Raw genomic sequence first — 18,723 nt, 5'->3', positions numbered from 1 at the left:
CTTACCACTCACGAGGCCCTACCGGCGGTACCGCAGGCCGTAGCCGTACGGGTACAGCGCCTTCTTGCCGTCACCGACGTTCACCGGTTCCTGAGCCGCGCTGGTGGGCCAGCTGAACGTCAGCTTCCCGGTCGGGTTGTAGTCGCCGTAAAGGACATCGGCGACACCGGCGCCTTCGCTGCCCGGGAGCCAGGCGGCGAGGAGCCCGTCGAACTGCGGCAGCTGCGCGGCGAGGTCGAGCGGGCGCCCGGACACGGTCACCACGACGAGCGGAACCCCGGATGCCTTCAGTTTGGCGATCGTGGCGAGGTCTTCCGCGTCGAGTCCGAAGCCGTTCGGCCGATCTCCCTGTCCTTCGGCGTACGGCGTTTCGCCCACCACGGCGAGGGCGACCTGGTAGCTGCCGTCGATTCCGTTACCCGCACGGTCATAGGTCACCGTGGTTCCCTTCCCCGCCCCCGACTTGATGCCGTCGAGGATGGTCGTGCCCGGGATCACCGGGCCGCTCTGCCCTTGCCAGGTGAGCGTCCAGCCGCCCGCCTGGTTGCCGATGTCGTGCGCGTTCTTGCCCGCGACGAAGATCTTGTTGTTCTTCTTCGCCAGTGGCAGCACACCGTCGTTCTTCAGCAGCACCTGGGATTCACGGACGGCCTGCCGGGCCAGTTCACGATGTTCCTTGCTGCCGAACGTCTTCTGGAGCGAACGGTCGGTGTACGGGTGCTCGAACAGGCCGAGCTTGAACTTCTCCGCCAGGATGCGGCGGTTCGCGTCGTCGATCCGGGCGCGCGAAACACGGCCGGCTTCGACTTCGGCCTTGAGATAGGCGATGAACTGCGGCGCGTCCCACGGGACCATGAACATGTCGATGCCCGCGTTGACCGAGAGCCGCACCTCTTCGGGGGTGAAGCCTTCCTTTCCGTCGATCTGGTTGATCGCGTTGTAGTCCGAGATCACCAGACCGGAGAACCGCAGCTCCCGCTTGAGGACGTCGGTGATGAGGTACTTCTCGGCGTGCATCCGCACACCCTGGAAGCTGGAGAACGAGATCATCACCGAGCCGACGCCGCGGTCGATCGCCTCCCGGAACGGCGGCAGGTGGATCCGGCGCAGTTCTCGTTCGCTGATCTCGGTATCGCCCTGGTCGACGCCGTTCGTCGTGCCGCCGTCACCGACGTAATGCTTCGCCGTCGCGAGTACCGATCCCGGTTTCTCGCCGAGCCTGCGCCCTTGCAGGCCGGTGATGGCCGACGCGTTCGCGATGGCGTCGCGAGGGGATTCGCCGAAGGATTCGTAGGTGCGGCCCCAGCGATCGTCACGGGCGACGCACAGGCACGGCGAAAAGTCCCACTGCGGACCGGTTCCGGCGACTTCCAGTGCCGTCGCGCGGCCGATCTTCTCGACCAGGCGCGGATTGTTGGCCGCGCCGAGGCCGATGTTGTGCGGGAAGATCGTCGCGCCGTAGACGTTGTTGTGGCCGTGCACGGCATCGACGCCGTAGAGCGTGGGGATGCCGAGCGGCGTCGAAATCGCCGCCTTCTGGTACGAGTCGACCATGTCGGCCCACCCGTTCGGCGTGTTGCTGGCGGGCACGGAGCCGCCGCCGGAGAGCAGGGACCCCAGTTTGAGCGCGGCGGCCTGATCGGGGGTGACCGCGCCGCGTTCGGCCTGCGTCATCTGGCCGATCTTGTCGTCGAGGCTCATCCGCTTGAGCAGGTCGTTCACCCGCGCGGACGTCGACGCGTGGGGATTCTTGTAGACCGGCCCCGGGGCGGCGGACGCCATCGGCGCCAGGGCCGAACCGGCCAGGAGCAGTCCTGCGAGCACTGTGGTTTGCGTCGTGCGAAGTGATCTTCTGACGCGGAGGCGGGGCGGCATTGGTTCCTCCGTAGCTCGAACAATCCATATGTTGCGCGCCACAACAAACTAGCTCCACGTTCGGGTGTCCCAGGTCACAATTAGGCAACAGCGGGCCGTCGAGTACCTTCCTCAGGTGCGTTTCGTCCTCGGTTCCCAGTCCCCCGCCCGCCTCGGCGTCCTGCGTTCCGCCGGCTTCGACCCGAGCGTCGTCGTGTCCGGCGTCGACGAGGACGCCGTCGCCGCGTCGCTGACCGATCCGGCTCCCGAAGAACTGGTCCGCGCGCTCGCCGTCGCGAAGGCCGAAGCGGTTTTCGAGACCCTCGGCGGCCACGGCGACACGGTCATCGTGGGCTGCGATTCGATGCTGTCGGTCAACGGCGAAATGGTCGGGAAGCCGATCACGCCGGAGGCCGCACGCGAACGCTGGGCGGCGATGGCGGGCAAAACCGGTGAACTCCTGACCGGCCACGCGATCATCCGCGTCGAGAACGGCGTGAGGACACAAGAAGCTTCTGGCACCGAAGGCACCACAGTTCGCTTCGGCACACCTTCGCAAGAAGAGATCGAGGCGTACATCGCGTCCGGGGAGCCGCTCCAGGTGGCAGGCGGATTCACCCTCGACGGACTCGGCGGCTGGTTCATCGAGGGCATCGACGGCGATTTCTCGAGCGTCATCGGGATCAGCCTGCCGCTGACCCGGCGTTTGCTGGCCGAGGTCGGCGTGAGCGTCATCGACCTGTGGAGCCGTCCCGCATCCTGAGACGACTCCCACACGATCGGGTGATCCGGAAGAGTCCTGCCTCGCCGAACGTTCTCCACGTTCGGGAAATCAGGAAACTTTCACGCACCGGAGTCGCCCCGTGTCTTTCATTCGGACCTATACAAGGCCAAAGGTCTTCGCGGCGGCGGTCCTCGGCTCGCTCGTCGTGGGCGCCCTGCTCGGCGTGCTCGCCAGGACGACCGAGGCGAGCTGGCTGACCGACCTGCTCGACCAGATCGGCACGATCTTCACGACGCTGCTGCAGATCGCGGTGATCCCGCTGGTCTTCACGGCGATCGTGGTCGGCATCAACAGCCTGCGCAATCTCGGTGGCGGCAAGAAGGCCGCGCGCCTGGGCGGCAAGACCGTCCTGTGGTTCGCGATCACGTCGTTCATCGCGTCGCTGATCGGCATCGCCGTCGCCAAGCTCTTCAACCCGGGCAGCGGCGGTCTCGGCGAAGGCGTCGCCGCGACGGCGAAGAACGCGGACAAGGCCGCCAAGAGCACCGAGAACTGGGGTTCCTGGAGCGCCTTCGTCGAAGGCCTGCTGCCCAAGAACTTCTTCACCGCCTTCACCGAGGGCGAGACGTTGCAGGTGCTGTTCCTCGCCGTGATCATCGGCGCGGCCGCCTACAGCCTCGGCGACAAGGCCAAGCCGTTCGTCGACTTCACCACCAGCGTCTTCGAGATCATCCAGCGCTACCTCGGCTGGATCGTCCGGCTCGCCCCGATCGGCATCATCGGCCTGATCGGCGCCGCGGTCTCGAACTACGGTGACGCCCTGTTCCGGCCGCTGCTGTCCACCACTCTCGCGGTGTACGTCGGCTGCTTGCTGGTGCTGCTGGTGGTCTACCCGATCCTGCTTCAGTTCGTGGCGAAGGTCAGCCCGCTGAAGTTCTTCTCGAAGGCCGGCACGGCGATCCAGTTCGCGTTCGCTTCGCAGTCTTCGGCCGCGACGCTGCCCCTCACCCGGCAGTCCGCCGTGAACCTGGGCGTCCAGCCCGCGTACGCCGCCTTCGCCACTCCGCTGGGCAGCGCCACGAAGATGGACGGCTGCGCCGCGGTGTTCCCCGCGATCGGCGCCATCTTCATCGCGAACCTGTCCGGCGTCTCGCTGAACATCTGGCAGTACGTGGGGATCGTCGTGGTCGCCGTGCTCGGCGCGCTGGCCACCGCGGGCACCACCGGCTGGCTGACCGCGCTGACCCTGACCACCGCGTTCATCGGGCTCGACGCGCAGCAGGTGGCACTCGGGATCGCGCTGATCTACTCGGTGAACCCGATCATGGACATGATGCGGACCGCGACCAACGTCGCGGGTCAGATCGTCGTGCCGGTGGTCGTCGCCCGGAGCGAAGGTCTGCTGGACGACGACGTGCTCAACTCGCCGACGGACCCTTCGCCGACTGCTAACGGCGAAGCGGCTACTTCCGCGAAGGAGCCTGCCACCGCGGGTGCGTGACGCTTTTACTGGTCCGTGAAGGCCCCCTTCACTGCGTCTAGCGCAGTGAAGGGGGCCTTCACGGACTTGGGCTCTCGCAGGTGGGGCGGTGACTGTGTGGAAATCGGGACACTCAACGTCGCTATTTCCACACACCCCTCCTCCCGTCAGAAGTGGTAGCAAAGGTCCCTTGCTCCCCCTCAGGGGCAGGCCCGCAGATCCGCCTTCGTAAGCCGTACATCCGGCCATCCCCGAAGCTCCGAGGGCGCGGTGTACCGGCGCGTACAGCCCACCGAGCCGCGCGCGACGTCGTAGACCTCCGCGAGCACAGGCGCCGCCTGGCATCGCGCCGAGCCGGACTGCGCGCCCGGGCATTCGTGCCGCACGACGATGACGTCCGCGATCCCGTCGGCGGTCACGTCGTTCAGGGCGACCGTCCCGGCGTCGGAGAAATAGGGCTTCCCGGTGTCCCGCCAGATCCCGCCACGCGCGACGAACAACTCGCCCGCCGAGCCGCCGCCCACTTCGCCACGCACCAGGCACACCGGCGTCGCGCCGTCGACGCACCGCAGAGAATCCCCCTTCAGGGTGACCCCCCGGTCGTTCAGCATCAGCGGGTACACGGTGTCCGCCCCGATCCGGACCACTCCCTGCTTGCCCGCGTCGTCGGCCAGCAGCACGACCGGCAGCCCGCCGACGGTCATCGCGCCGATCTCCCGGCAGGCCGAATCGCCGCAGTCGACGCCGGGCGCGCTCGGGGCACCGTCGGACACCGGGGGCACGCCGGGGTCGCCGGCGGGCGTGGGAGCGGCGGGACGGAGCAGGACCACGGTCACGATCACGCCCGCCGTCACCACCACCGCCAGCAGCGCGGTGAGCAGCACGGATCGCGGCGCCCGCGCTTCCTGAGTCCGCATATCCGAGAGCGTAAGTGATCTAGCGCAGAGTGCACGTCTATGTTGTTCCTGTGACGAACCCCGGACTGCCCAGCGCCCTGTTCCTCCCGACGGCGAAAAAGCCGAAGGACTACACGAGCGCGGAGATCGAACTCCGCGCGACCAAGGACGGCCGGATGGCGCTGATCGCCTTCAGTTCCGTGCAGCGACTGGTCGAGTGCTGCGGTCCGCATCAGCCGTGGGCGCTGGTCAAATCCGAGCACCTCGGCCGGGTCCACCAGGCCCAGCCGTACGACCTGATCGTGCTCGATTCCGACCTTCCGGAAGAACTGCGGCACCGCTCGGCGCTGGTATAAACAAAGGTCACTGGGTGGCCTTGCTCTCACTAATCGGGGCGGGAACTTCCGTAAACTGCTGCGGAGCCGCATCGGGGCGGCCCGACGTGCGAACGCAGGAGGTACGGCGTGACCGAGCAGGCCGGCACAGGTGGTCCGGTGACCAAGATCCTGATCGCGAACCGCGGGGAGATCGCGGTACGGGTGATCAGGGCGGCGAAGGACGCCGGGCTGACCAGCGTGGCCGTCTACGCCGACCCGGACCGTGACGCACCCCATGTCCGCCTCGCGGACGAGGCCTTCGCCCTCGGCGGTACCACCGCGGCCGAGAGCTACCTCGTCTTCGACAAGCTGCTCGACGCCGCCAAGCGGTCGGGCGCGGATTCGGTCCACCCCGGCTACGGGTTCCTTTCCGAGAACGCGGATTTCGCCCAGGCCGTGATCGACGCCGGGCTGACCTGGATCGGGCCGAGCCCGCAGTCCATCCGCGACCTCGGCGACAAGGTCACCGCCCGCCACATCGCGCTGCGCGCCGGGGCTCCGCTCGTTCCCGGCACCAAGGACCCCGTCGCGAACGCCGACGAGATCGTCGCCTTCGCCGACGAGCACGGCCTGCCGGTCGCGATCAAGGCGGCGTTCGGCGGCGGCGGCCGCGGGCTGAAGGTCGCCCGCACCCGCGAAGAGATCCCGGAGCTCTTCGAATCCGCGACGCGCGAGGCGATCTCCGCCTTCGGCCGCGGCGAATGCTTCGTCGAGCGCTACCTGGACAAGCCGCGTCACGTCGAGGCGCAGGTCCTCGCCGACCAGCACGGCAACGCCATCGTCGTCGGCACCCGCGACTGTTCGCTGCAGCGCCGCCACCAGAAGCTGGTCGAGGAGGCGCCCGCGCCGTACCTGACCGACGAGCAGCGCAAGCGCATCCACGAATCGGCGAAGGCGATCTGCAAGGAAGCCGGCTACTACGGCGCCGGGACCGTCGAGTACCTCGTCGCCGTCGACGGCACGATCTCGTTCCTCGAGGTCAACACGCGTCTTCAGGTCGAGCACCCGGTGTCCGAGGAGACCACGGGCCTCGACCTCGTGCGCGAGATGTTCCGCATCGCGCGCGGCGAGAAGCTGCGCATCACCGAGGACCCGGAACCCCGCGGCCACTCGATCGAGTTCCGCATCAACGGCGAGGACGCCGGTCGCGGCTTCCTGCCCGCTCCCGGCACCGTGACGAAGTTCGTCGCGCCGAGCGGCCCCGGTGTCCGCGTCGACTCGGGTGTCGAGTCCGGCAGCGTGATCGGCGGCCAGTTCGACTCGATGCTCGCGAAGCTGATCGTCACCGGTTCGGACCGGCGGAACGCGCTCGAGCGCAGCCGCCGCGCGCTGGCCGAGATGGTCGCCGACGGGATGGCGACGGTCCTGCCGTTCCACCGCGTGATCGTGGAAGACCCGGCCTTCGTCGGCGACGAGAACGGGTTCAGCGTGCACACCCGCTGGATCGAGACCGAGTTCGAGAACACCATCGAGCCGTTCGTGGCACCCGAAGCCGCCGAGGCCGAGGATGAGCCGCCGCGGCAGAACGTCGTCGTCGAGGTCGGCGGCCGCCGCCTCGAAGTGTCGCTCCCCGGAGGTTTCTCGCTCGACGCCGGCGGTGGCGGCGGGACGGCCGTGAAGGCCAAGCCGCGCAAACGCGCGGGCGGCACCAAGGCGGCGGTGAGCGGCGACGCGGTCACCGCGCCGATGCAGGGCACCATCGTCAAGGTCGCCGTCGAAGAGGGCCAGCAGGTCGAGGCGGGTGAGCTGGTCGTCGTGCTCGAAGCGATGAAGATGGAGAACCCGGTCACCGCGCACAAGGCGGGCACGGTCACCGGCCTGTCGGTCGAGGTCGGCGCCGCGGTGACGCAGGGCACCCAGCTGTTCGAACTGAAGGACTGACCACGGCCCCGGTGAGTCCACTGTGGACTCACCGGGAACGCCTGGTCAGCAGTACTGCTTCTCCACGTGGATGTCCTGGTCGGTACGGATCTGGTACCACCAGCCCGCCTTGCCCTTCCAGTCCTCGTCCCACCAGAAGCGGGGAAGGTCCAGGTGGACAGCGTCCCCTTGGCCTTGCACTTGACTCCCAGTCCTGGTTCTTCGGAGTCTTCTGGCCGGGCTTGAGGCGCCGCCATTCGGTGCCGGGCTTCGGGCCGTTCGAGTCGAACGACCGGATCGCCCAGATGTCGTGGCCGGACTTGTTGAGCACCGTGCCGCGGATCATGCCGACACAGCCGCCGCGCACCTCGGCTTCGCGGCGACCGCGATCCCGGCCGCCAGCGCGACCGCGACAACGCCTTTGCCCCGACGCGAAAACACTGACGGATGTCGTGGTTGACGAGGTCCCACCCGGCCTACCATCGGACGGGTGAGCGAGGTTCCGTCTCCGCGGCTGCGGATCAGCGATCAGGATCGGGAGTCCGCGCTGACCGCGCTCGGCGAGCACCTGAGCGTCGGCAGGATCGACATCGACGAGTTCGGCGACCGGTCCGCCCTGGTCACCGCCGCCAAGACGCGCGGCGACCTGTCCGAGGTCTTCGCCGACCTGCCCGAACCGCATCCGCGCTACGACACGCCCGGGATCGCCGTGAGCGAGCCGCGGAAGCCGGCGTCGCCGTGGGCGGGCATCTCCCCGCTGCAGCGGGTCATGGGCGCGCTCCTGCCGCTTCTGTTCATCGCCACCATCGTGTTCATCATCGGCACCGGCGCCACCTGGTGGTTGATCGCCATCCCGATCGGGATCAGCGCCGTCGGCGAGGGAATCTGGGGCAAGGGCTGGGAGAACTCCCACAAGAAGCTCGGGAAGCAGCGCCGACGGGAACTCGACGGCTGATCCGGCCGTAGACTCGGGTCGTGAGTGCCGAGAGACCGGACATGCGGCTGAGCGACGCCGAACGCCAAGACGCGCTCGAAGCGCTGGAAGAGCATGTCCGCACCGGCAGACTCGACCTCGACGAGTTCGGCACGCGGTCGGCGAAGGTCAGCGCGGCGAGGATGGTCAGCGAGCTCGAACCGCTCTTCACGGACCTGCCGTCGCCCCGCCCCGGCGCGCTGCTTCCCCTGCCTCCGATGCCCGGTGTCGCGCAGGCGTCCGCGAAGAACGAGGTCCAGCCGTCCAAATGGCTGACGGCCGGCGCGGTGCCGATCGCCGCGGCGGTCGCGATCGCGCTGTTCTTCTTCACCCGCGGGACGTTCCTCGTCTTCCTGCTGCCGCTGGCGGTCGCGCTGATCATGAGCCGCCGTCGCTGATCCCGGAACCCCACCGTCGAGCTTCGGAGGAATCGTCGTGGCCGAGGGGACCGTCCTCTGGTTCGACTCGGAGAAAGGCGTGGGTGCCGTCAGACCGGACGGCTGGGCCAGTCCCCCGGTCCCCGTTCACTACTCCGAGATCCAGATGCGGGGGTTCAAGGAACTCAACGCCGGTCAGCGCGTGTCGTTCGCGATCGAGCAGGGCCCGGGCGGACCGGTGGCGACCCACGTGACCCCGCTCAGCGGCCCGTGGCCCGGCGAACCTTGATCTCCGGCCGGGGTGGTTACCCTCGACGGGTGGAACCGGTGGAGATCAACGCGGGTGAGTACTACCTGCGGCAACTGCGGGCGGACAAGGCCCTCGACGACCGTCCGGCGCTGGTCGCGGCCTTCGCCGACCCGACGCACCGCAAGTACGTCTTGAACTATCGCCTGCGTGACCTCGACGAGGCGACCGAGTACGTCGCGCTGCGCGCCGCCCAGTGGGCGGGTGACGAGCGCTGTTCGTGGGCGGTGGCCGAGCCGACGACCGGGGATCTGCTGGGCGAGGTCGGTCTGCGGGACCTCGATCTCGACTCCGGATACGCGGAGGCGTCGGTCTGGGTGCGCGCGGCGTCGCGGGGCAAGGGGATCGCGAGCACCGCGCTCAACGCGGCCCTGCGCTTCGGTTTCGGTGGGCTCGGCCTGCGCGAGGTCAGCTACCGCTACGAAGAGACCAACGAGGTGTCCGCCTCGGTCGCCCGCAAATGCGGGTTCACCCTGGTCGGGCCCGAACTCGATCCGGCCCCGACCGGGGAACGCCTCATCCGCTGGCGCCGCACCGCCTGACCCCCTTACGCATTTCGTCCTCTGAACGCGGTAGTTGGTGATTCGAACTACCGCATTCAGAGGACGAAATGCGGGAGTCAGAAGGGGTAGGTGGGCGGCGGGTTCCGGACGGTGACCCAGCGGGTCTCGGTGAAGGCCTCGATATTCGCCGCCGCGCCGCCGAAGCGGCTTCCGGTGCCCGAAGCGGCGACGCCGCCGAAGGGGCTGTTCGCCTCGTCGCTGACCGTCTGGTCGTTGATGTGCACGATCCCGGTCGGGACGCGGTCGGCGAGCTCCAGTCCTTTGAGGACATCGCGCGTGACGATCCCCAGCGAGAGCCCGTACTCGCTCGCCGTCGCGAGGCGGACGGCCTCCTCCGCGTCGGAGAACCGCACGACCGGCGCGACCGGGCCGAAGATCTCTTCGGCCACCGCGGGCGCCGTCGGCGGCACGTCGGCCAGCACCGTCGCGGCGTAGAACAGCCGGTCGTACTCGGCGCCGGCGGCGACCCGCGCCCCCGCCGCGACACTGGCCGTGACCAGCTCGTGGATCTTGTCCCGCTGCCCGGCGTCGATGATCGGCCCGAGCGCGACCTCGTCCCGCGCCGGGTCGCCCACCCGCAACGCGGCCGCCTTCGCCGCCAGCCGCTCGACGAAATCGTCGTAGAGCCGCTCGTGCACCAGGTGCCGCCCGGTGGTCATGCAGATCTGGCCCTGGTGGAAGAAGGAGCCGAACGCGGCGACTCCGGCGGCTTCGTCGACGTCCGCGTCGTCGAGCACGATGAGCGCGGAGTTCCCGCCCAGTTCGAGATGTGCCCGTTTCAGGTGCTTCCCGGCGAGTTCGCCGACCTTGCGCCCGGCACCGGTCGACCCGGTGAACGAGATGACCCGGACCGCAGGATGCGTCACCAGCGTCTCGCCGACGTCGGCACCGCCCGGCAGCATCTGCAGCACACCCGGCGGCAGACCGGCTTCCTCGAAGATCCGCGCGAGGACCACGCCGCCGGTGACGGCGGTGCGCGGGTCCGGCTTCAGGATGACCGCGTTCCCCAGCGCGAGCGCCGGGGCGACCGAGCGGATGCCGAGGATGATCGGCATGTTGAACGGCGAGATCACCGTGACGACGCCGGCCGGGACGCGGCGTGCCATCGAAAGGCGCGGCTCTTCACTCGGCAGGAGTTCGCCGTACGGGCGCCCTGGCAGCGCCGCCGCTTCGTAGCATTCCTGCTCCGCGACGTGCAGCGAAAAGCCCGCGACACCCGGCACGGCGCCGACCTCGCGGACGTTCCACCAGCGGATCTCTTCGGCGTGCTCGGACCACAGCCGGGCGGCCTTACGCAGGACGGCGGCACGCTGCACGTGCGGCGTCGCCGCCCAGGCCCGCTGCGCCTCGGCCGCCGTTTCCGCCGCCTTCGCGGCATCCTCGGCCGAGGCGATCCCGATGCTTCCCAGCACCGCGCCGGTCGCGGGCTCCGTGACGTCACGGATGCCGCCGGTCCCGGGCACCCAGGAACCTCCGGCGAAGATCCGGTCCGTCCACGTCGACGAGTCGAGAAACTCCACAAGGCCGCCTTCCTCTCGGAAGGGCCGACGCTATGCCAGATTCACCGGATCAGGCAACGATCTCTGCGCGCTCGGCACACCACGCGGCAGGAACGGTCAACTCACCGGTTCGATGATCCCCGAGCGCGCTTCCGGCGCGGCCGAGCGCAACGCGTCGGCGGCCTCGTCGCTCGGCTGCGACTGGGACTTCCGTTCCGCGTCGACCCGCGCCTTGTACACCTCGACTTCGCGCTTCTCCTCGTCCTTCGACCAGCCGAGCACCTCGCCCACCAGCGTGGCGACCTGCGCGGCGCAGTCGACGCCGCGGTGCGCGTACTCGATCGAGATCCGCGTCCGCCGCGCGAGCACGTCTTCCAGGTGAAGCGCGCCCTCGTGGCTGGCCGCGTAGACGACCTCGACACCGAGGTAGTCCGGAGCGTGCTCCAGCGGCTTCAGCAGTTCCGGACGTCCTTCACCGAGCGCGAGGACCTCGTGGACCATCGAGCCGTACCGGTCGAGCAGATGGCGCACGCGATACGGGTGCAGCCCGTGCTCGCCGGCCAGATGGTCGGCCTGGTTGACCAGCGCGTGGTAGCCGTCGGCGCCCAGCAGCGGCACCTTGTCCGTGATGGACGACTGCGGCCTGCCCGGCAGGTCGACGGCCGCGGCGTCGACGGCGTCGGCCGCCATCACCCGGTACGTCGTGTACTTGCCGCCCGCGATCGCGACCAGTCCCGGCGCGACCCTGGCGACCGCGTGCTCACGCGAAAGCTTCGATGTCTCTTCGCTCTCCCCCGCGAGCAAAGGCCGGAGACCCGCGTAGACGCCTTCGATGTCGTCATGCGTCAGCGGTGTCGCGAGCACGGTGTTGACGTGTTCGAGGAGGTAGTCGATGTCGTGTTTCGTCGCGGCGGGATGCGCGAGGTCGAGGTTCCAGTCGGTGTCGGTGGTCCCGACGATCCAGTGGTTGCGCCACGGGATGACGAACAGCACGGACTTCTCGGTGCGCAGGATCATGCCCGATTCCGAGACGATCCGGTCGCGCGGGACGACGATGTGCACGCCCTTGCTGGCCCGCACGCGGAACCGGCCGCGGCCGCCCGAAAGGCGCTGCAGTTCGTCGGTCCACACACCGGTGCAGTTGACCACCGCGGAAGCGTGGATCTCGGTCTCGCGGCCGTCCTCGACGTCACGCACGCGGACCCCGGAAATGCGGTCCGCCTCGCGGAGGAAACCGACCACCTGGGTGGAGGTGCGCACCACGGCGCCGTAGTGCGCGGCGGTGCGGGCGACGGTCATCGTGTGGCGCGCGTCGTCGGCTTGCGCGTCGTAGTAACGGATCCCGCCGATCAACGCGGACCGCTTCAGCGCCGGGACCATCCGCAGCGCGCCCGCGCGGCTCAGGTGTTTCTGGCCGGGCACCGACCGCGCCCCGCCCATCGTGTCGTACATCAGCAGACCGGCCGCGGTGTACGGACGCTCCCAGACCCGGTGGGTCAGCGGGTACAGGAAGCTGACCGGCTTCACCAGATGCGGGGCGATCGTCGTCAGCATCAGCTCGCGTTCCCGCAGAGCTTCCCGCACCAGACCGAATTCCAGCTGTTCGAGGTAGCGCAGCCCGCCGTGGAAGAGCTTGCTGGACCGGCTCGACGTGCCCGAGGCGAGGTCGCGCGCTTCGACGAGGGCGACCCGCAGGCCGCGTGTCGCGGCGTCGAGCGCCGTGCCCGCCCCGACCACTCCGCCGCCGATGACGACGAGGTCGAACTTGTTCTCACCCAGCCGCTGCCAAGACTCTTCCCGCTTGAGCGGTCCCAGCCTGGCGGGGCTGTTTTCGGCTTCGCGCTGAGAGCTTGCCACGTGACATTCCTCCTTGTGCCGCTGTGGCTCCAGCATCGCACGATCGGCCGCGACCGGTCCGTTATGCGGGTGACACGTGTGGCGTAACCCTCGTCGATCTTGGAAGGATTGGTTCCCGCGACGCCTGGAAGGAACAAATACGCGACGGTAACGTGCCACGAACGTGGGTCGGCAAGGGCGCCGTAGCACACCGTGTTCGACCCTGCGCGGAATGTCCAAAGTGGAGGTCAAGCGGTGAGTGCAGGAGCCATATTCGTCTGGGAGCTGCTGGGAACGGCGGTCCTGATCCTGTTGGGTAACGGCGTGGTCGCCAACCACGTGTTGCGCAAGAACAACGGCCACAACGGCGGCGTCGTGATGATCACCCTCGGGTGGGCGTTCGCGGTCTTCGCAGGCGCGAGTATCGCCGCCCCCAGTGGCGCGCACATCAACCCCGCCGTCACGCTGGGCCTCGCCATCGCGGACAAGGTCGCCTGGGCGGACGTCCCGATCTACTTCGCCGGGCAGATGGTCGGCGCGATCCTGGGTGCCGTGCTCTGCTGGGCCACCTACAAACTGCAGTTCGACGACCACCCGCAGCGCGACGAGACACTCGGCATCTTCTCGACCGCCCCGCAGATCCCGAACAAGGCGTGGAACCTCGTCACCGAGATCATCGGCACCTTCGTGCTGGTCGCGTGGATCCTGCTCAGCCCGGTCTACGCCAACGCCACGGGTGAGGGCGGCACGCCGAACTTCGGCAACTCCGCGCTCGGTTACGCGGGCGTGGCGTTCGTCGTGCTGGTCATCGGCCAGTCGCTCGGTGGTCCGACCGGCTACGCCATCAACCCGGCCCGGGACCTCGGCCCCCGCATCGCGTACGCGTTCCTGCTGCCCATCAAGAACAAGGCGAACCCGAACTGGGGCTACTCCTGGGTCCCCGTCGCCGGCCCGCTGGTCGGCGCTTCACTGGCCGCCCTCCTGTTCCTCGCCGTCCACAACCTGACCTGAGACTGGAGCTTCGATGACTTCGTACGTAGCCGCGATCGACCAAGGCACCACGTCGACCCGCTGCATGATCTTCGACCACTCCGGCCGGGTGGTCGCCGTCGACCAGCGGGAACACGAGCAGATCTTCCCGAAGGCGGGCTGGGTCGAGCACAACGCCGAAGAGATCTGGGAGAACACGCGGGCCGTCGCCGCGGGCGCGCTGGCCAAGGGCGACCTGGTCGCGAGCGACATCGTCGCGGTCGGCATCACCAACCAGCGCGAGACCACGCTGGTCTGGGACCGCACCACCGGCAAACCGGTGTACAACGCGATCGTCTGGCAGGACACCCGCACCGACAAGATCGTCAGCGACCTGGGCGCGCTCGGCGGCGGGCAGGAGCGCTACCGCGCGAAGGTTGGCCTGCCGCTGGCGACCTACTTCTCCGGACCGAAGATCAAGTGGATCCTCGACAACGTCGACGGTGCCCGCGCGAAGGCCGAAGCCGGTGACCTGATCTTCGGCAACATGGACACCTGGGTGCTGTGGAACATGACCGGCGGGGTCGACGGCGGCGTGCACGTCACCGATCCGACCAACGCGTCGCGGACCATGCTGATGGACCTCGACACGCTGACCTGGGACAGCGAGATCGCCGAGGAGATGACGATCCCGCTGTCGATGCTCCCGGAGATCCGGTCGTCGTCGGAGACCTACGGCAAGGTCCGGGAAAAGGGCGCGCTGGCCGGGGTCCCGATCTCGGGAATCCTGGGCGACCAGCAGGCGGCGACCTTCGGGCAGGCGTGCCTCTCGCCGGGTGAAGCCAAGAACACCTACGGCACCGGCAACTTCATGCTGCTCAACACCGGCACCGAGAAGGTCATGTCGGACAACGGGTTGCTCACCACGGTCTGCTACAAGATCGGCTCGAACGACACGGTGTACGCGCTCGAAGGCTCGATCGCGGTCACCGGTTCGCTCGTGCAGTGGCTGCGGGACAACCTCGGCATGATCGGCTCCGCGGCCGAGGTCGAGCAGCACGCCCGCACCGTCGAGGACAACGGTGGCGCGTACTTCGTGCCGGCGTTCTCGGGTCTCTTCGCGCCGTACTGGCGCTCCGACGCCCGCGGCGCGATCGTCGGCCTCACCCGGTTCGTCAACAAGGGGCACATCTCGCGGGCGGTCCTGGAGGCGACGGCGTTCCAGTCGCGCGAAGTGATCGACGCGATGAACGCCGACTCCGGTGTCCCGCTGAAGTCGCTGAAGGTCGACGGCGGCATGGTCGTCAACGAGCTGCTCATGCAGTTCCAGGCCGACATCCTCGGCGTGCCGGTGATCCGGCCGGTGGTCAACGAGACCACCGCGCTCGGCGCGGCCTACGCGGCCGGGCTCGCGGTGGGCTTCTGGAAGAGCGAGGACGACATCCGCAACAACTGGGCGCAGGACAAGCAGTGGGACCCGTCGATGGACGAGGCCCGCCGCGAGTCCGAGTACCGGAACTGGAAGAAGGCGGTCACGAAGACCTTCGACTGGGTCGACGAAGACTGACCTGACGTCCGTGAAGGCCTCCTTGAGGGACCCTGCGTCCCTCAAGGAGGCCTTCACGGACTGGGCGCATTCAGAGGACTAAATGCGGTCAGCCGAAAGCGCCGCCACCGGTTTGCGGAGCACCGGCGGGCGTGACCTTCACCTGGGGCGGCGTGCCGCACGGCTTCGTCAACGCGGCCGGGACGACCGCGGCCGAGCTCGACGACGGCGGTTCGCTGGACGGGGGCTTGCTGTGCGTGGTCGTTTTCGGCGGTACGCAGACGATTTCGAACTCGGCGGTCGCCGTCCCACTGGCGCCGGGCAGGTGCGGCCAGCCGTCACAACGGAAACTCGCCTTGAACTTGCCGCTCTTCGCCGCGGCTTTCCCGTACCCGACGTAGCTGCCCGAGCCCGGCCGGCCGCCGGGCGTGACCGGTCCGGTCAGGCCCGCCGATGTCACGGCGGTGTAGGTGCCGTGGCAGTTGGCGATGAATGTCAGCGTCTGCCCCGGCGTGACCTTCGCCGGGCGGACCGACAGTTCCGGCGGCGGCGCGGTGGCCGACGCCTGAGGAGCGAGGAGTACTCCCGCCGTCATCGCGAGCAGACCGGCGCCCGCGACGATTCCCTTCATTCCCATGATCTTTCTCCCTCGATGCGAGCCCTCGCATCGAGAACACCATCGGGAAAGGGAATCGGTTGCCTTCAGCGCGCGAGCAACCGGGCGAAAACGATGATGTTGTCGAGATAGTTGCGCGACGCCTTGTCGAAGACCCCGCCGCAGGTGATGAGCCGTAGTTCCGGTTCGGCGGTGTCGCCGTAGACGGCGTCGGTGGGGAACTTGTCCTTCGCCACCCGCTCGACCTTCGTCACCGCGAACTCGGCCGTCGTGCCGTCCTTGCGAGCGACCGAAACCTTGTCCCCGGGCGCCAGTTCCTTGAGCCGGAAGAAGATGCCCTTCTGCTGGTTCCCGTCCACGTGCCCGAGGATCACCGACGGCCCGACCTCCCCCGGGGTCGGCCCGTGCACGTACCAGCCCGCCTGCAACGGCTGGGTCACCGGCGGTACCTCGATGGTGTTGTCCGCGTTGAGCCCGAGCGGGATCAGGCTGGACTTCGCCTCGATCTTCGGCACGTCGATCGACACCGGATCGGCCTTCGGCATCCCCGCGGCGGTCTCGGCCCCGGGCTCGGCGCTCGGCTCCACCGCGGTCCGCTCCGCGCTCGCCGGAGGCGCGGCCTGCTCCCCCGGGCCGGACAGGACGATCGCCAGGGTCGCCAGGACGGCCAGCAGGACGGCCGCGAGCACCAGCGGCGCCCGTCGCGACCATTTCGCTTTCATGTCCACCTCCCGGGGCACGCCACTCCTGGCAAACGCCGCACGCGGCCGGACGGTTGCCCCGCCCGGGTCACGAACTCAGGAAGCCATGCTGCCGTCACCCGCGTGAGCGGCACCTGAAGGCACCTCGCTCACCTGGCGGGGAGGAACGGTGAACGTTGCCGTATAAGACTTTCCGTTGCAGTTGACGGTCAACGGGTAGCTACCGGGCGCGGTACCGTCCTTGAGGGTGACCTCGGCACTGAGGTTCGCCGGGACGCCGATGAGCGGACCGTAGTCGTACTTCCCGATGCTCAGCACCGGCGAAGAGAACGTCGCCGCCTTCGGCGCTTTCAGGCCGCCACCGCCGGGGCATTGGGCCAGCGCCACGTTCGAGTCGCCGTGCACGTACTTGTTGACGAGCCCCAGTTCGTAGGCGGTGTCGTCGTTGAGCTGCACCTTGACACCGGGATCCGGCTCGGGTTCCTGAGCGAGACCGGCCGACGACCCCGCCAGCACCGCCGCACCGATCGCCACCACTCCGGCGAGAACCCTGCGAATCACGGAAGACCCCTAGCTGTCAACGAAACACCGACACGCGCTAGACGCGGGCGCCCCCGCGAGGGTTGCTTCGCCGGAGGCGATCAGTCCAAGTCGTCGTGGCGCATCAACTGGCGGCCCGCCTCGGTGATCGACCCCGACAGCGACGGGTAAACCGAAAATGTCAGTGCCAGATGTTCCACTGTGAGCTGGTTCTGGACGGCGAGCGCGATGGGAAGGATGAGTTCGCTCGCCGTCGGCGCCACGACCACCCCACCGACGACCACGCCGGTGGCGGGGCGGCAGAACAGCTTCACGAAACCGCGTCGCAGGCCTTCCATCTTCGCGCGGGCGTTCGTCGCGAGCGGGAGCATGATGGTGCGGGCGGGCACCTCACCCGAGTCGATCGCCTGCTGGCTGATGCCGACGGTCGCGATCTCGGGGTGGGTGAACACGTTGGCGGCGACGGTCTTGAGCTTGATCGGCGCGACACCCTCGCCGAGCGCGTGCCACATCGCGATGCGGCCCTGCATGCTGGCCACGGAAGCGAGCATGAGCACCCCGGTGCAGTCGCCCGCGGCGTAGATGCCGGGCGCGCTGGTGCGGGAAACACGGTCGACGCCGATGAAGCCGCCGGGGCCGGGCTCGATACCGACCTTCTCCAGGCCGATGTCGGTGGTGTTGGGCACCGAACCGACGGTCATCAGCGCGTGGCTGGCTTCGATCACGCGGCCGTCGGAGAGGTGGATCTCGACGCCCTTTTCGGTGCGCTCGACCTTGTCGGCGCGGGCCTGCTTGACGACCGTGGTGCCACGCTGCGAGAAGACCTCTTCGAGCACGGCGGCGGCGTCGGCGTCCTCGTGCGGGAGCACGCGGTCGCGGCTGGACACGACGGTGACCTTGACGCCCATCTCGGTGTAGGCCGAGGCGAACTCGGCGCCGGTGACACCCGAACCGATGACGGCCAGGTGCTCGGGCAGCTCGCGCAGGTCGTAGAGCTGGCGCCAGTCGAGGATGCGCTCGCCGTCCGGCACGGCGCCGGGCAGCACCCGCGGGGTGGCGCCGGTCGAGATGAGGACGACGTCGGCGTCGAGCACCTCGGTCGAGCCGTCGGGGGCGGTGACGGCGACCTTGTGCGTGGCGAGCCCGGCCTCTTCGTCGTCGAAGCGGGCCTGGCCGATGACGACGCGGACCCCCTCGCGCTGGACGCGGGCGCGGATGTCGGCGGACTGCGCGAGCGCGAGGCCCTTCACCCGGCCGTGGACGGTCGGCAGGTCGACGCTGGTGTCGGCCATGTCGGTGTTGATGCCGAGCTCGCGGAGGTCGTGCATGTTCGCCAGCGCGCCGGAGGAGGCGATGAACGTCTTCGACGGGACACAGTCGTAGAGCACGCACGCGCCGCCGAGGCCGTCACGTTCGACGATGGAGACGTCGGCTCCGTGCTGGGCCGCGACCAGTGCCGCTTCGTAACCGGCGGGGCCTCCGCCCATGATCACGATCTTGGTCACTGGTCTCCTCCTCGCAGCGGTGTCTGTGACTGCGTTTACCGTACGCGGGCGACCGTTGGGCGGATTGAGTGGCCGGACACGGCATGTACGTCCAGCCGGG

19 protein-coding genes are annotated in these 18,723 nt (G+C 68.7%); 10 read left to right on the top strand and 9 right to left on the bottom strand.

Translation table 11 applies throughout. From position 1 onward, the window contains the following. Window positions 1-18: 18 nt before the first annotated feature. Complete coding sequence (locus ACZ3HL_RS21610) at window positions 19-1,824, bottom strand: glycoside hydrolase family 3 protein (protein WP_465533068.1); 1,806 nt, start codon at window positions 1,822-1,824, stop codon at window positions 19-21. A 166-nt stretch (window positions 1,825-1,990) separates the two neighbouring features. On the opposite strand from ACZ3HL_RS21610, the gene ACZ3HL_RS21605 reads away from it, so the two are divergent. Both ACZ3HL_RS21605 and ACZ3HL_RS21600 read left to right on the top strand, forming a co-directional pair. Next, window positions 1,991-2,617, top strand: a complete 627-nt coding sequence (locus ACZ3HL_RS21605; RefSeq protein ID WP_465533066.1) for a Maf family protein — start codon at window positions 1,991-1,993, stop codon at window positions 2,615-2,617. 100 nt (window positions 2,618-2,717) lie between these two features. Then, window positions 2,718-4,079, top strand: a complete 1,362-nt coding sequence (locus ACZ3HL_RS21600; RefSeq protein WP_465417224.1) for a dicarboxylate/amino acid:cation symporter — start codon at window positions 2,718-2,720, stop codon at window positions 4,077-4,079. A 179-nt stretch (window positions 4,080-4,258) separates the two neighbouring features. Here the strand turns inward: ACZ3HL_RS21600 and ACZ3HL_RS21595 are convergent, their stop codons facing one another. After that, window positions 4,259-4,942, bottom strand: a complete 684-nt coding sequence (locus ACZ3HL_RS21595; protein ID WP_465533178.1) for a hypothetical protein — start codon at window positions 4,940-4,942, stop codon at window positions 4,259-4,261. Window positions 4,943-5,025: 83 nt separating this feature from the next. Here ACZ3HL_RS21595 and ACZ3HL_RS21590 point away from each other — a divergent pair, with 83 nt between their 5' ends. Beyond that, a complete protein-coding gene (locus ACZ3HL_RS21590) occupies window positions 5,026-5,310 on the top strand; it encodes an SAV_915 family protein (protein WP_465417226.1) in 285 nt (94 codons plus the stop codon). 108 nt (window positions 5,311-5,418) lie between these two features. Beyond that, entirely contained in the window at window positions 5,419-7,212 is a 1,794-nt protein-coding gene (locus tag ACZ3HL_RS21585; RefSeq protein WP_465417228.1) for an acetyl/propionyl/methylcrotonyl-CoA carboxylase subunit alpha, read from the top strand. A 45-nt stretch (window positions 7,213-7,257) separates the two neighbouring features. Here the strand turns inward: ACZ3HL_RS21585 and ACZ3HL_RS21580 are convergent, their stop codons facing one another. After that, window positions 7,258-7,392 (bottom strand): hypothetical protein, encoded by a 135-nt coding sequence (locus tag ACZ3HL_RS21580; protein ID WP_465533064.1) that lies wholly within the window; start codon window positions 7,390-7,392, stop codon window positions 7,258-7,260. 289 nt (window positions 7,393-7,681) lie between these two features. On the opposite strand from ACZ3HL_RS21580, the gene ACZ3HL_RS21575 reads away from it, so the two are divergent. Genes ACZ3HL_RS21575 through ACZ3HL_RS21560 form a run of 4 tightly spaced genes read left to right on the top strand, consistent with a single transcriptional unit; the run spans window position 7,682 to window position 9,390 of the window. Continuing rightward, the gene (locus ACZ3HL_RS21575) at window positions 7,682-8,146 is read left to right on the top strand and encodes a DUF1707 SHOCT-like domain-containing protein (RefSeq protein ID WP_465417232.1); all 465 of its coding nucleotides are present in this window, start codon (window positions 7,682-7,684) and stop codon (window positions 8,144-8,146) included. 41 nt (window positions 8,147-8,187) lie between these two features. Then, window positions 8,188-8,562, top strand: coding sequence for a DUF1707 SHOCT-like domain-containing protein (locus tag ACZ3HL_RS21570; RefSeq protein WP_465417370.1), 375 nt, complete (start codon window positions 8,188-8,190; stop codon window positions 8,560-8,562). 37 nt (window positions 8,563-8,599) lie between these two features. Further along, on the top strand, window positions 8,600-8,830 hold the full coding sequence (locus ACZ3HL_RS21565; RefSeq protein ID WP_465533062.1) for a cold-shock protein: 231 nt from the start codon (window positions 8,600-8,602) through the stop codon (window positions 8,828-8,830). A 29-nt stretch (window positions 8,831-8,859) separates the two neighbouring features. After that, window positions 8,860-9,390, top strand: a complete 531-nt coding sequence (locus tag ACZ3HL_RS21560; RefSeq protein ID WP_465533060.1) for a GNAT family N-acetyltransferase — start codon at window positions 8,860-8,862, stop codon at window positions 9,388-9,390. A 77-nt stretch (window positions 9,391-9,467) separates the two neighbouring features. Here ACZ3HL_RS21560 and ACZ3HL_RS21555 read toward each other — a convergent pair whose 3' ends face one another. Together ACZ3HL_RS21555 and ACZ3HL_RS21550 are read right to left on the bottom strand one after the other, a co-directional pair. Further along, window positions 9,468-10,931, bottom strand: a complete 1,464-nt coding sequence (locus tag ACZ3HL_RS21555; protein ID WP_465533058.1) for an aldehyde dehydrogenase family protein — start codon at window positions 10,929-10,931, stop codon at window positions 9,468-9,470. A 96-nt stretch (window positions 10,932-11,027) separates the two neighbouring features. Further along, window positions 11,028-12,767 (bottom strand): glycerol-3-phosphate dehydrogenase/oxidase, encoded by a 1,740-nt coding sequence (locus ACZ3HL_RS21550; protein WP_465533056.1) that lies wholly within the window; start codon window positions 12,765-12,767, stop codon window positions 11,028-11,030. A 234-nt stretch (window positions 12,768-13,001) separates the two neighbouring features. On the opposite strand from ACZ3HL_RS21550, the gene ACZ3HL_RS21545 reads away from it, so the two are divergent. Then, window positions 13,002-13,757: an MIP/aquaporin family protein gene (locus ACZ3HL_RS21545; protein ID WP_465417243.1), complete on the top strand. Its 756-nt coding sequence runs from the start codon at window positions 13,002-13,004 to the stop codon at window positions 13,755-13,757. Window positions 13,758-13,770: 13 nt separating this feature from the next. Next, a complete protein-coding gene (gene glpK / locus ACZ3HL_RS21540) occupies window positions 13,771-15,282 on the top strand; it encodes a glycerol kinase GlpK (protein ID WP_465533054.1) in 1,512 nt (503 codons plus the stop codon). An 88-nt stretch (window positions 15,283-15,370) separates the two neighbouring features. Here glpK and ACZ3HL_RS21535 read toward each other — a convergent pair whose 3' ends face one another. The 4 genes from ACZ3HL_RS21535 to ACZ3HL_RS21520 all read right to left on the bottom strand — a co-directional run bounded on the left by ACZ3HL_RS21535 (window position 15,371) and on the right by ACZ3HL_RS21520 (window position 18,623). Continuing rightward, window positions 15,371-15,898, bottom strand: coding sequence for a hypothetical protein (locus ACZ3HL_RS21535; protein ID WP_465533052.1), 528 nt, complete (start codon window positions 15,896-15,898; stop codon window positions 15,371-15,373). 65 nt (window positions 15,899-15,963) lie between these two features. Further along, complete coding sequence (locus ACZ3HL_RS21530) at window positions 15,964-16,599, bottom strand: class F sortase (protein WP_465533051.1); 636 nt, start codon at window positions 16,597-16,599, stop codon at window positions 15,964-15,966. A 75-nt stretch (window positions 16,600-16,674) separates the two neighbouring features. Beyond that, window positions 16,675-17,115, bottom strand: a complete 441-nt coding sequence (locus tag ACZ3HL_RS21525) for a hypothetical protein (RefSeq protein WP_465533176.1) — start codon at window positions 17,113-17,115, stop codon at window positions 16,675-16,677. Between the two features lie 104 nt (window positions 17,116-17,219). Then, window positions 17,220-18,623: an NAD(P)H-quinone dehydrogenase gene (locus ACZ3HL_RS21520; RefSeq protein WP_465533049.1), complete on the bottom strand. Its 1,404-nt coding sequence runs from the start codon at window positions 18,621-18,623 to the stop codon at window positions 17,220-17,222. Window positions 18,624-18,723 lie beyond the last annotated feature (100 nt).

The sequence above is a fragment of the Amycolatopsis sp. NPDC000009 genome (assembly GCF_055563465.1).
The sequence above is the reverse complement of the archived record's forward strand: the minus strand, read 5'-3'. Positions and strand labels throughout refer to the sequence as shown.

What these genes read in the sequence shown, in the direction of transcription:
- ACZ3HL_RS21570 (WP_465417370.1), top strand. Translation starts at nt 8,188, where the DNA reads ATGCGGCTGAGCGACGCCGAACGCCAAGACGCGCTCGAAGCGCTGGAA.
- ACZ3HL_RS21535 (WP_465533052.1), bottom strand. Translation starts at nt 15,898, where the DNA reads ATGGGAATGAAGGGAATCGTCGCGGGCGCCGGTCTGCTCGCGATGACG.
- glpK (WP_465533054.1), top strand. Translation starts at nt 13,771, where the DNA reads ATGACTTCGTACGTAGCCGCGATCGACCAAGGCACCACGTCGACCCGC.
- ACZ3HL_RS21530 (WP_465533051.1), bottom strand. Translation starts at nt 16,599, where the DNA reads ATGAAAGCGAAATGGTCGCGACGGGCGCCGCTGGTGCTCGCGGCCGTC.